The organism is Streptomyces sp. NPDC088766, assembly GCF_044750845.1.
GTDB lineage: Bacteria > Actinomycetota > Actinomycetes > Streptomycetales > Streptomycetaceae > Streptomyces.
The window spans coordinates 119388-131207 of record NZ_JBIVKQ010000010.1 but is presented as its reverse complement, the minus strand read 5'-3'; the positions used below and the strand labels follow the sequence as shown (position 1 = coordinate 131207).

Genomic DNA, 11820 nt, shown 5'->3' with positions numbered 1-11820 from the left:
TCCTCTCAGAACCCGGGGATGATGTACGGCTCGATCAGCGCCCACACGTCGGGGTCCCGGCGGGACAGGTTGCGCACGCCCCACTCGGCCGAGCCGATGATGCCCTCCGGGGAGTCCTTCCGCTTGAAGAGGCGGGAGGCCTGGATGAGCGCGGCTTCGTGGATATCGTCCGGGACCGCCGGCCAGCCGAAGCGGGCAGTGATCCTCAGGCGTCCCGTCGACGGGCCCCACGTGCCGAGCGAGCGGAACAGCCCGGTGACGGGCCGGCCGTCGGCCAGCGCGTTGTCGGGGCTCGTCTCGTAGGCGGTGACCGCCGACCACGACGAGCCCGACCCGGTCTCGACGACCAGGCCGTCGGTGTTGCCGATGTCGTCGACGAGGAACAGGTCCCCGTCGTCCTCGCGCACGATGCGGCCCCGCGGGTTGAACACCCGCTGCACCGGCTCCGCGTCGAGCCAGAAGCGGCGGCCGGTGGTCTTGTCGATACTGCGGGACGCGGCGGCGCGGGCCCGGTTCAGCTGCGTGTCCCGGCTGGTGTCGTCGGCCGGGATGTCGAACTGGGCCTTCAGCTCCTCAAGGGTGACGTACTCGTTGGCCACGTCAGGCCTGCTCGGCGCCCCGGACCCGGCGGCCCTTCGGCGGCGTCGTGCGGGTGGACGGCCCGGCGGCCACGTCGCTGCCGGCGGCGGGCGGCTGAACGCCCCGCAGCCGCAGCTGCTCGTCGACCTCGGCGACGCGGTCGTCCAGGCCCAGGGCTGCGTACCCTTCCCGCTCACGGCGAAGGGCAGCGATCATCGTGTCTTCGGTCATTGCTTGGCTCCTGCGTTGAGCGGGTGCCCGCCCCCGGGGAAGGGCGGGCACCACGTGTCGGGCATGGTCAGGTGAGCTTCTGGACGTCCTTGACGTTCGACTACGGCACCAGCAGACCGGCCGCCGTGGAAACGCCCTGCGGCAGGAACTCCACGTCGGCCCGGTTGGCCGTGGTGGAGCCGCCGCTGACGTAGCTGATCTGCACGGTGGAAGCCCCGGACCACCAGGCCGGATACGCGAAGCTCTCGATGTTGCACGCCATCTCCGCTCCCCCTACTGGCCGGTGAAGACGGGCGCGACCAGGCCGGTCCCGCCGACCTTCCGGGCGTGGGCGTAGCGCTGGTGGGTGTAGGCGAAGTAGCCGTAGACCACCAGCAGGACACCCAGCGAGGCGGCCTTGGCCTGCTCCGCCCGGATGTACATCGGGGCGTCGGGGTCCTCCCAGAGGTGGCACTCCTGCCGGTCGACGAGGTAGATCTCGTCCTCGTTCGTGCCCGCGCCGAGGTTCGTCGCGATGTTGTTGTCGACGACGACCGGCGTGCCGTTGGGCAGGACGCCCCGGATGCCGCGCCCGTAGGCGGTGGCGTAGTTCGCGCCGAGGGTCTGGGCGATGATCCCCGGCTGGGTGATCAGCGGCCAGGTCGAGCCCAGCGCGTTCTGCATCCAGTACCAGCGGCGGGAGTGCATCACCGCGAGGTTGTCCCCGGACGCCATGTCGAGCATGGCGCCCTCGACCCCGGCGAGGCCCTCGATGACCTTCGGGTACAGCGCGGTCGCGGTCGGCGAACCACTGGTGTAGGCGACGGCGGTGGCCGCGTTGGTCAGGCCGGTGCTGGCCTGGTTCAGGACCTTGTTGTCGAGGTTGGTGTTGTACCGGCGGAACAGGTCGTCGAGGACGACGGCCTCGACGCCGGCACCGCGCTCGACGGCCTGCCGGGCGATGGTCTGCTGGCCCGCCGCAGTCTGCACCGGGATCGACAGGTTCGTGTCGTCCATGTCCTGCTCGGCCACGGCCGCGTTCTCCGCCGACTGGAGGTCGACGGACGAGCCGGTCGTGACGCGGGAGATGTTGACCTGCATGCCCTGCGGCGGCAGGTCGTGTGTGCGCATCGCGTCGGCGAACGGCCGGTTCGCCTGCGCCTGAGGGGCGTACATGTCGGTGAGGTACTGCGGCACGACCAGGCCGGCGAACGCGCCCGTGCCGACCGCGCGCTGGAGCTGGTCGCCGCGCTCGACGCGTTCCTCCTGCATGTGCCGGGCGAGGCGGGCCTGGGCGTCGTAGTCGCCGATGAAGGCGGCCGCGACGTCGCGCTCGAACTGGGCGCCGCGCCGGTCCTGGTCGGGCCGGTAGGTGCGCTCGTCCTGGCCGACGCGGTGGACCCGGTCGTAGGCCGGGGCCCGGTTGGCCGCCGGGACGGTGCGGGCCTGCAGCGCGGCCAGCTCGTCCTCGCGGGCCTGCTCCGCCTCCAGGGCGGCGAGGGCGTCCTGGCGGCGGGTGACCTCGGCGTCGGCCGAGTCGCGGCGGGCGACCTGCGCGGTCACCGCCTCTTCGGTCAGGTTGTCGTCGGAGCGCAGCGCCATCAGCGCGTCCTGCTCCTGCTGGCGTGCGGTGATCGCCGTGTCCAGCGCGGTGCGCGCCTGGGCGATCAGCTCGGCGAGAGTCATCTCGTCGGTCCTCTCTGAGTGTGGATTCCAGGCGCCCCGGTCCAGACAGACGGCCACCCGAGGCAGTGCGCCGGGTGGACTCGTGCGCGCAGAGCGCAGGGCAGTAGCTCCCGCCGGGCGGCGGGAAGATCAAGGGTCAGCGGGCGAGCGCGATCTCCAGCAGCGCGCGGGCCCGGCTCGACGTGGGCGCGGCCGTGGGCTGCCGCATGCTCGCGCCGGTGTAGGGGTTCGCGCCGTAGCCGACGATCGCGACGTCACCGCGGTGGATGTCGTACCGGTTGATCCGGTACTCGGTGTAGTCCGGGGACCACTGGCCCGACTCGATGCGGAACGCGAAGGACATCTCGTCGACCAGGCCGGACCGCAGCTTCGGCGCGATGTAGGCGACGTCGTAGTCCGCCGGGTCCAGAGCGGGCGCGCGCACGTCCAGGCCGTCGGCGCTCTCGGTGAGGAACAGCGTGCCGGTGGTGGTGCGGGCCAGGCGCCGCAGCTGGTCGTGCCCGAGGACGAGCGGCACGTCGAGGTCCGCGCGGGCGAGCGAGTCAGAGCCTGCCCCCTCGGTGACGATCTCGGTGTACGGGCCGAACATGTCCCACATCTCGTAGGCCTGCTCGTACACCGAGGCCCGGCCGACGAACTCCAGCGCGCCGGTGTCTCCGCTCTCGCGGACCTGGACGCCGGACAGCGCGGCGCGGACCGTGGCCCGGGCGCCGGCGTGCTCGGCGCACCTCCGCTGCGAGGGGCGGTCGGCGCGCTGGCGGATGTGCTGGGCTCGTTCCGCCGCGGCCGCGGCGAGCGTGGGTGTGGTCATGACGGTGCTCCCGGTACGGCGGTGGTGGGCTGGGCGGGGACGGACCGCGAGCCGAACAGCCGGTCGAACTCGGCGAGCTGGTCGTCCGTGAACGGCGGCCGGTTCTCCAGCGCGCGCGCCTCGGAGGGGGCGAGGATCCGGCTGGTGATCTGCGAGCCGATCGTGCGGGCCCGGGCCTCGGGGTCCATGCGCAGCAGCGCATCGGTGTTCAGCTTCACGAACCGCGGGCCCGAGACGAGCCTGCGGCTGAACGCGTCCTCGCGGCGGCCGACGGCCGGCCCCAGATTCATGATCAGGAACTGGAGGTTGCGCTGACCGATGTTGGCGTAGGTGATGCTGCTGCCCGACACGGCCACGTCGACCAGGTCGCCGGGGACGCCGAAGAAGCGGGCGATGTCCGAGGCCCCGTACTGGCGGGCCTCGAGGAAACTCGACTGCGAGGCGACAGCTTGGATCGGCTTGTACTCCCAGTCCATGCCGTGGACGAACAGGCCCGAGCTGTCGACCGCGGCGCGGAACTGCTCACGAGCGATCCGGGCGCCGTCCTTGTCGACGGTCTTCTGGTTGTTCTTCAGCTCGGCCAGCGGCACGGCCCCGCCGGCGAACCAGTCGCGGGCGAACTGCTGCGCGGACAAGCTTTCCTCGATCGTCCACGCGGCGAACGCCACCGGCGACAGGCCGAGCGGGCAGCCCGCGACGGTGTACTGCTTCTCGTGCCAGACCTCCCACGGCTCGTACTCCTTGCCGCCGATCACGAACTTGGTGATCGTCGAACCGTTGCCGCGCACCGACACCGACCCCAGCTCGACGAGGTCGACCCGGCCGGGCAGGCCACGGCCGTCCGGGCCGATCACCCCGGACCGCTCGGTGATGATCCCGAAGCAGTTGCCGCCCCGGTCCAGGTCGAACTCGGTGGAGTACATCCACTCCTTCATGCCGACCTCGGTGCCGCCCGGAGAGACCAGGACGGGCGGCTTGGGCACCTCGACCTGGATGCCGTTGACGTACCGGTAGACGTCGATCGGGAAGCTGGACATCAGGTCGGCCCGCAGCCGCAGGCACGCCCACACCGCGCTGTTGCGCAGCGCCGTCTCGCTGGTGACGTGCACCCTGCTGGAACGCCGCTCCCGCGACTGCGTCAGGGCGTCCTCGGCGGAGCTGATCTGGGCGTCCCGGGTGAACGCGCCCTTGAGCCTGGACCAGGCGCCCATGTCCACCTCCCCTCACGCGAACGAGTCCGCGATGTCGTAGTCGTCGATCACGTGCGGGCCCCGGATGAGCAGCGCCCACCGGGCGAACGTGGCGGCGCACAACGGGCTGATGTCCACCAGAGAGCTGGTGCGATCGAGCGTCCACGCGTCACCGTTGCGGCGCGTGCGCGCCCCGTTCACGGCGGCCGTGAGCGGCACCTGGTCGAGGTGCTGCACCGTGCCCTGGTTCATGGCGTCGGCCATCTGCCCGCACGCCTCGGTGATGTCCCCGGCCCGCATGACGGCCAGGTCGCCGCGCGCCGGGTGCTCCTTGTCCTTGGGCACCTCGATGCCCGCCGCGACCAGGTCGTCGATCAGGGAGCCGGCCGGTGCACCGGACGAGGCGACCGCCACGGCGACGGGGTTCCACAGCCTGTGCAGCCGCTTCACGGCGGGCACCACCCAGTCCGTGCCGGGCCGGTGCGCCACGACCTCCAGGTGCACCTTGCCGTCCGGCCGCAGCGAGGCCGCGCTGATCGCCGCCCGCTTCCGGTCCTGCGACACGTCGATGGCCAGGGCGACGCTGGACGCCACCGGCTTGCTGGCCGCGTCGACCAGCCCGGGCCACTTCGCCTTCGGCACGTTCGGGTCCGACGGCGGTGTCGGCTTCCGCGTCCGGTTCAGGTAGGCCCGGTCGAACTCGGCCGGGTCCATCTTCTCCAGCTCGGCCGCGATGATGGCCTCGGTCACCGTGTGCCCCAGCGCGGGCAGCGTCGCCCGCCACGTCGCCGGGTCCGCCCGGTCCATGTCCTCCGGCGCGAACCACTCGAAGTACGCAGCCCGCGGCCGGACCGCGGCGGCGTCCTCGGCGAGCGCGGCGAACAGCGCCTCGATCAGGGCCCGGCCGTTCTCCCGCTTCTTGTTCAGCCACACCGACTTCGTCGTGCCGCCGGCGGACGCCCACCACAGCTGCCCCATGGCCCGGGTCAGCATGGCCGGGCTGAACGCCTGCTCGAGGCGGTCGTCCTCGTGCGCGAACGCCTCGTCGATGAAGCCGAGGTCGAGGGGCGGGCCGTGGCCGGCCTTCTCCGTGTTCGCCGTGATGCCCATCCGCGAGCGGGTCCGGCCCCACAGGATCGCCTCGTTGCCGTTCGACTTCCGGATGCGCGCCAGCTTCGCCAGGTCCGAGCCTGAGATCTTCTCCCAGAACTCGTCCTCCCAGCGTTGCCTGGCCATGCCCCGCGTCTGCGCCGCGTAGACCACGTTCTGCCGCGGCCAGGCCAGCGCCCGGTGCACTTGCGCGCCCAGGCACAGCTCGGTCTTGCCCTGCTGCCGGGACACCGACAGGCCCACCTCACGGTGCGCGAACAGCCCCGTGGCCGGGTCGATCTCCAGGGCCACGTCGGACACGTACTTCTGCCACGGCATCGGCGGAGCCCCGAGCTTGGCCATGACCTTCCACAGCTTCGGCCCCAGCGACGGACGATCCGGATGCCGCGGCGTCCCCCAGCGCGGCGGGCACTCCAGCCCGTACCGCTCCCGCAGGTCCTCGGCGAACTCAGTCGGGGGAGCCCAGGTCTCCGAGGTCGTCGTCATCGTCAGCGGCCCGCCCCTCCAACAGCTGGGCGAGCGTCTGCCGTAGCTCGCGGTTCAACTGGGGCAGGAGCTTGTCCTCGACGGCCACGGCCTCCCCGCAGGTGTCGCACTCGCCGGTCGCCGCAGCGTCGATCCGCCGGGCCAGCGAGTACGCCATCTCGGACAGGGACGGCTCGATGCCGGCCAGGTCGCCGAGCTGCTCGACGTCGTCCCGGACGGCTTTCTCGACGGGGCCCATGACGCCCCCTTCCAAGATCGTCCGGGGGTTATTGGCCCGGGGGGAGAAAAATAAAAGGGGGGCGCGGGGTTGCGGTATGTCCGATTTCTAAAAAATCTTGGGAGACTGCTGGACCGGACTGGTCACGGCTCCACGAGGTCGGCCATCCCGCGCAGCCAGGCCACGGTGCGGCCGCCGCGGCTGGGGTGGTGTGTCTCAGACACGTTGGCGTGCTCGCGCAGCATCTTCGCACTCGGTGGCGCAGGCGCCAGGACGTAGCCGAAGCGCAGCAGCAGGCGGTTGATGGTCTTCATGGATGCTCCCTCTACGGTCCGGCGAACCAGTCGACGCTGGTGTGGAGCTGGACGACGTCGGCCAAGGGCCGGTCGCCCTTCTCGTTGTTGCAGCGGCGGAGGCAGACGGGGCAGCCGGCCACGCCGTGGATGGGGGCGAGGTTGTCGGGGTCGAGGCGGGCGCCGCCCTTGCTGACGGGGTGGATGTGGTCGACGGCGTCGGCATGGCCGTGGCCGCAGACGATGCACACGTCGGACCCTGCGAGGACGCGGGCGCGTATCTGGCGGAACTCGTAGGACGTGAGCTCTGACCGGTCGGTGGCCACGTGCACCCCCCGACATGGCGATGCCCTCAGCGCTGGCTGAGGGCACAGGTGTTCACCGAGATCGTTGCACTCGGCTTGACCTGCGGTCAAGCGACGGCGCGTCCAGCGCGCTTGGCGGCGAGGGCAGCGACGTCTTCGGCGGCGTACCAGGGCTGGCGTGGGGTGCCGCCGGAGCGGGTGAGCTGACCGCGGTGGACGATGCTGCGCAGGCCCACCAGGGTGACGCCGAGGACGCGGGCGGTCTGGTGGGCGGTGAGGTGGCCGGGCCGGATGTTCTGCGACTCCATGCCGTCCATGATGCCGCCTCAGCGCGCTCCCTGGGGGTGGACGGCGGCCCCCTTTACGGGCGCTACCTTGCAGGTGGGAGCCCTCTACCGGGCCCGCTACCGGGGTAGCGGGCCCCCTCTACATCAGGCGCCCTCGGCGGCGGGTCCGGACGGGGTGTCGGTAGCGGGGTCCGTAGTGGGGGTGGCCTCTACCCGGCGTGCGGCCAGCAGCAGTTCGGCGGGCACGGCGGCTTCGAGGTCGGCCCGCCGGTAGCCGGCCAGGTTCTTGCCGTTGACCTTGACCTGCTTGGTGGTGCGGTCGACGCCGGCGGCCTCCAGTTCGGCGGCCAGGCGCTCGGCGTCGAAGTCGCCGTATCGGTCCTCGTCGACGTTGACGAGCCGGTCGAGCAGGTCGACGGTGTGCATGCGGTCGGTGTGCCGCATCACGTCGAGGCAGTCCGACAGGACCGGCGCGATGGTCACGCCCGCCTGATCGGCCGCCGCGGTGACGTCGCCGACGGCGTCCCCGGTGAGCTGCTGGTGCTTCACCCGCAGGGCGCGGCCGCGCTGGCACAGCTCGGAGAAGCCGGGCCCGTCGAGGAAGTCGGCCCGCACCGTGACGAACGACGCCGGCCCGGTGACGAGGACGCCCGTACCGCGGTGGTCCTCCGAGAGGACGGAGGCGTCCGCGCCCTGGGCGGCCTTGCCCTTGCCCAGCACCATGTCGGAGGACGTCTGGTCGACGACCTGCGTGCAGTACCGCAGGGTGATGATCTCCCGGAGCTTCGTCGGGACGCTCTCGGCGTCGGGGCGCTGGCTGGCGAAGTTGGAGACGAACCCGGCGGCCGGGCCGCGCCGTGCGATGCGGCACAGGTCGTTGATGACCTGATCACGGTCGTCGCGGTCCATCGCGGTGAAGTACTCCTGCAGCTCGTCGATGGTCACGAAGATGACGGGCAGGTTGTACTTCTCGACGATCGCCGGCGTCAGCTTGCCCTCCGGGCACACGGACACGGGCAGGCCGCGCAGCAGGACGAAGCGGCGTTCCATCTCGCTCAGGAGTTCCTTCAGCATCGCCTTGAGGGCCTCGACGGCGTCGTCCTCGGCGCCCATGACGAGCCGGTGGGCGACGGCCTTCATGGGCATCCAGTCGGCGCCGCCCTTGCCGTCGGCGACGTAGTGCCGCACGAAAGGGTCCAGCAGGCCGGCCGCGGTCATGAGGCGCTGCGTGAAGGTCTTGCCGCGGCGGGGCAGGCCGCCGAAGAAGAGGGACTGCCACATGACGGGGACGGTGATGCGGTTGCCGCGGGCGTCCTGCCCGAACGGGATCGGCTCCCACACGGAGAACGTGTCGGCCTTGACCAGCGGCGACGGGTTCGGCGTGCCCAGGTAGGGGTCATCGTCGGCGACCCACATGGACACCCGTCCGGCGTTGCCGCCGGCCGCCGCCCGCACCCGGGAGGCGATGACCTGGATCTCGTCGACCCCCAACTCGGCGGCGATCGCCGTGCGCTTGGCGAGGACGTCCGCGGCCGTCTTCCCGCCGCCCTTGGGCAGGTCGAAGATGACGGCCCACCCGTTGCCGTCGCGGACCGGGCCCATTACGCAGGTGACGCGCGGTCCCTCGTCGTCGCCCTTGCCCGCCTTCAGCAGCCCGGCGGCGCGCAGTGCGTCGTTGAGCTGCTGGGCGGACATGTCAACGCGCAGCGGCGGGGTGGGGTTGTCGAGGAGCTGGGCGTCCTCGCCGCGCCCGAGGTAGGCGAGCGGCAGGGCGACGGCGGCGAGCATGCCCGCCTGTACGGGGAGCGGTGCCAGCCACCAGCCGACGGCGGTTGCGGCGACGGCGGTTGCGGCGGCGCCCCACCGGCTGCGGCGGGCGAGGGTGCGTTCCCGGTGCAGCAGCGCGTACCGCACGGCGAGGTCGACGTCGTCGGGCTTCGCCTTCACCTGCGCCTGCAGCGCCTTCACGGCCGCGCTCTGGTCGTGTGCGGACAGCGTCGGCCACAGCCCGCGCGCGCCGCGCCACGCGCCCTTGAGGGCGAGCCAGGTGAGGCGCAGCGCGTACTTGGGGAGGCGCAGGGAGTGGTAGCGGGCGTGCCAGGCGCACAGCCGTCCCAGGGCAAGGCTGTTGGCCTTCAGGGAGGCTACGGAGCGGGCCCACACGGGCAGGATCGGCAGGTCCGGGACGGTCAGCCAGTCGGCGAGCGGGTTGTCCGGCCGGTCGACGGCCTCGACGACCGGTGCCTCGTCGACGACGGCCGGCGGCTCCGGCTCGAACTTGATCAGGGAAATCTTGGGCTTGGCGTGCCCGTTGACTACGGGCCGCGGCAGGGTGTCCGTCATGCTGGTGATCTCCGGTTGCTCGTAAGGGTGATCGGGAGACCCGGGGCGGCCGGTTTCCTTGGCCGGTGACGGCCGCCCCGGGGCGTTGCTACTTGCCGTGCTTGCGGCGCAGGGCGTCGCGCTCGATGCGCTCGATGCGCCGCTTGAGGTCGCTGGTGTCGACGCGGTCGGTGCCGTCGTCGGCCAGGCCCCGTTTCGCGATCCGGGCCGTCAGGGTGGCGACGCGGAGCTTCTCGCCGGTGGTGAAGTCGGAGAACGTCAGGTCGTCCATGGGGTTCCTCTCGGGTTGCGGGCCGGGCTGTCCGGCCCCACCGCACCCCCGCAACCGTGGTCGTCTGCACCATGGTTGGCGGGGGACGGAAGGGCTGTCAGCGGCCCTTCTGCACGTCCTGCCAGACGCTGCGCAGGATCAGCAGGCAGACGGTGGCGCAGGTCGCGCCGATGGCCAGGGCGACGGCGAACAGGGAGGCGACCAGGCCGACCGACACCACCACCCCGCCGACCACCAGCCACCTGGTGGCGTTGAACGGAGTCGTTGCCTGCTGAGCAACAACCGGCTGCTGCTGCAGCAGCTGCTGCGCGGCGAGGATCGCAGCGATCTGCCGGGTCAGCTCCGTGTTCTCGGCGGCCTCGACCGCCTCGCGGGCGGCCTTCTCGATGGCGTCGCTCATGCGTATCCGCCCTCCATCGGCGTGGCCGGGGTCTCCGGCTGTTCCTTCTTCGCGGCTCGGGAGAGGGCGGTGCGGACGTAGGGCTCGGTGACGACCAGGCGCCGGTGCTCGGCGACGTGGGCGACGATCTCCTTGGCCTTCGCGTCGGGTCCGAGGGTGGATGCGGCCTCGACGACGGCGGCCTCCAGCGTGACCGGCTCCAGGGCCGTGACGGGGTCGCTGACCTGCTGATGCGCGGGCGCATCAGGGCGGTGCACCTCGTACTCGGGGGGCCGGGTGCCGAGGACGAGGGCGACCGCGACGGCGTCGACGTGCACCCCGTAGGACGCCAGCACGGTGGCCAGCTCGGGCGGTGCCGCATCAGGTCGCGCATCGTGTGCGAGGCGGATGGCGTCCACCGGGTCCATCTCGGCGAAGCGGGCCCGCAGTACCTCGGTGGCGGAGGCCGGCCGCGGGCGGGCGGGCGGCTGGGCGGGCGCGGGCGAGGCAGGGTGGCCGTACATGGAGCCGAGGGCCGCATCGGCTCCGCCGGTGATGCGCGTCCGCTGGACGTCGACGAGGGCGGCGCCGAGGACCTGGTCGCCGACGCCGACCTTGCGGGCCAGCTTCCACGACTTGCGCAGCGCGTCCTCGCGGGTGTCCTTGTCGGGGTGCCGCTCGGCGGCGGCCTGGTGGTAGGCGAGCTGCTGCACGGCGTGCGCGTTGCGGCGCTGCGCCTCGGCGTCGACGCCGGTGGAGTAGATGACGACCCGGCGGGCGATAAGGCCGAGGCCCTCGGCGGCGCCGGACATGCCGAGCGGCATGACGCTGTAGACGACGGCCTCGGTGGGGTTGTCGGCGAGGGAGAGGCCGGTGCCGCAGGCGGCGAGCGGGGCGAGCCACAGGCCGGCGCGCACCCAGAGGGGGGCGGACTGACCGAGCAGCGTCAGCCCCAGCATGGTGAGGGCGAGGATCAGGGTGAGGCCTTCGCCGGCGGCGACGACGCCAGCGGCGGTGGCGGCCCGGCCGAACTCGGTGACGGCGTTGGAGTAGGTGCCGATGGCGCCGGCCGCGCCGACGGCGACCATGACGACGGCCGCCGTACCGAGGACGCCGCGCTGCCCGAGGGTGAGGGTCCGGGTGTTCACGGGCGCTCACCCCGTTCGGCGTCGTGTGCGGGGAGGGCGACGGCCTCGGACCAGGTGGCGCCGGCGTTGAGGGCGGCGTCGGCCTGGTCGACGGTGACGTACCCGGCGATCGGGTGCTCGGCGAGGCGCTCGCGCAGGTAGCTGGCGGTCCAGGCCGGGCCGAGGGCGGGGCCGTCGTCGAGGAGGTTCCGCAGGGCGATGCGGGCGTGGACGACGCGGGTGTTGAGGAGGCGGTCGTGGGCCTCGGCTCCGCCGATGGTCGCGGGGTGCGGGAGGTCGATCGCTTCGAGGACGGCGGCGAGGAGGTCGCGGACGTCGTCGGGGAGGGCGGGGGTGGTCACCGGGCCACCGCCTTGCGGATGGTGCCGGTGACGCCGGCCGCGGTGACGCGCACGGTGGTCGTGCGGTCCGGGCGGCGGCGGATGATCCCGGCGGCGACGAGGCGCCGGCCGGGGCTGATCTGCGCGCATGCGGGCGCGCTAAGGTGCTGGTGGTCCATGACGAG

17 protein-coding genes are annotated in these 11820 nt (G+C 72.3%); all 17 read right to left on the bottom strand.

The features are described 5' to 3' along the window. Positions 1-5: 5 nt before the first annotated feature. Positions 6-599, bottom strand: a complete 594-nt coding sequence (locus ACIP5W_RS16505; RefSeq protein ID WP_401472995.1) for a phage gp6-like head-tail connector protein — start codon at positions 597-599, stop codon at positions 6-8. 1 nt (position 600) lies between these two features. After that, positions 601-810 (bottom strand): hypothetical protein, encoded by a 210-nt coding sequence (locus tag ACIP5W_RS16500; RefSeq protein WP_401472992.1) that lies wholly within the window; start codon positions 808-810, stop codon positions 601-603. A gap of 100 nt (positions 811-910) precedes the next feature. Continuing rightward, positions 911-1072, bottom strand: coding sequence for a hypothetical protein (locus tag ACIP5W_RS16495; protein WP_401472989.1), 162 nt, complete (start codon positions 1070-1072; stop codon positions 911-913). 11 nt (positions 1073-1083) lie between these two features. Beyond that, entirely contained in the window at positions 1084-2475 is a 1392-nt protein-coding gene (locus tag ACIP5W_RS16490) for a hypothetical protein (protein WP_401472986.1), read from the bottom strand. A gap of 136 nt (positions 2476-2611) precedes the next feature. Next, positions 2612-3286 (bottom strand): HK97 family phage prohead protease, encoded by a 675-nt coding sequence (locus ACIP5W_RS16485; RefSeq protein WP_401472983.1) that lies wholly within the window; start codon positions 3284-3286, stop codon positions 2612-2614. Next, on the bottom strand, positions 3283-4497 hold the full coding sequence (locus tag ACIP5W_RS16480) for a phage portal protein (protein ID WP_401472980.1): 1215 nt from the start codon (positions 4495-4497) through the stop codon (positions 3283-3285). The genes ACIP5W_RS16485 and ACIP5W_RS16480 overlap by 4 nt, the downstream gene beginning before the upstream one ends. A gap of 12 nt (positions 4498-4509) precedes the next feature. After that, entirely contained in the window at positions 4510-6072 is a 1563-nt protein-coding gene (locus ACIP5W_RS16475; RefSeq protein WP_401472977.1) for a terminase large subunit domain-containing protein, read from the bottom strand. After that, complete coding sequence (locus ACIP5W_RS16470) at positions 6035-6310, bottom strand: hypothetical protein (RefSeq protein WP_401472974.1); 276 nt, start codon at positions 6308-6310, stop codon at positions 6035-6037. The genes ACIP5W_RS16475 and ACIP5W_RS16470 overlap by 38 nt, the downstream gene beginning before the upstream one ends. A gap of 122 nt (positions 6311-6432) precedes the next feature. Then, the gene (locus ACIP5W_RS16465) at positions 6433-6603 is read right to left on the bottom strand and encodes a hypothetical protein (protein ID WP_401472971.1); all 171 of its coding nucleotides are present in this window, start codon (positions 6601-6603) and stop codon (positions 6433-6435) included. A gap of 11 nt (positions 6604-6614) precedes the next feature. Then, complete coding sequence (locus ACIP5W_RS16460; protein ID WP_401472968.1) at positions 6615-6908, bottom strand: HNH endonuclease; 294 nt, start codon at positions 6906-6908, stop codon at positions 6615-6617. Between the two features lie 86 nt (positions 6909-6994). After that, complete coding sequence (locus ACIP5W_RS16455; RefSeq protein ID WP_401472965.1) at positions 6995-7195, bottom strand: hypothetical protein; 201 nt, start codon at positions 7193-7195, stop codon at positions 6995-6997. 123 nt (positions 7196-7318) lie between these two features. Next, positions 7319-9517, bottom strand: a complete 2199-nt coding sequence (locus ACIP5W_RS16450; protein ID WP_401472962.1) for an FtsK/SpoIIIE domain-containing protein — start codon at positions 9515-9517, stop codon at positions 7319-7321. A gap of 88 nt (positions 9518-9605) precedes the next feature. Beyond that, positions 9606-9788 carry a DUF6257 family protein gene (locus ACIP5W_RS16445; protein ID WP_401472959.1) on the bottom strand — a complete coding sequence of 61 codons (183 nt, stop codon included), beginning with the start codon at positions 9786-9788 and terminating at the stop codon, positions 9606-9608. 97 nt (positions 9789-9885) lie between these two features. Next, entirely contained in the window at positions 9886-10188 is a 303-nt protein-coding gene (locus ACIP5W_RS16440; protein ID WP_401472956.1) for a hypothetical protein, read from the bottom strand. Then, on the bottom strand, positions 10185-11315 hold the full coding sequence (locus tag ACIP5W_RS16435) for a hypothetical protein (RefSeq protein ID WP_401472953.1): 1131 nt from the start codon (positions 11313-11315) through the stop codon (positions 10185-10187). Before ACIP5W_RS16435 ends, ACIP5W_RS16440 begins: the two co-directional genes overlap by 4 nt. Next, positions 11312-11656, bottom strand: coding sequence for a hypothetical protein (locus ACIP5W_RS16430; RefSeq protein ID WP_401472950.1), 345 nt, complete (start codon positions 11654-11656; stop codon positions 11312-11314). Before ACIP5W_RS16430 ends, ACIP5W_RS16435 begins: the two co-directional genes overlap by 4 nt. Beyond that, on the bottom strand, positions 11653-11814 hold the full coding sequence (locus tag ACIP5W_RS16425; protein WP_401472947.1) for a hypothetical protein: 162 nt from the start codon (positions 11812-11814) through the stop codon (positions 11653-11655). Before ACIP5W_RS16425 ends, ACIP5W_RS16430 begins: the two co-directional genes overlap by 4 nt. Positions 11815-11820: the final 6 nt, after the last annotated feature.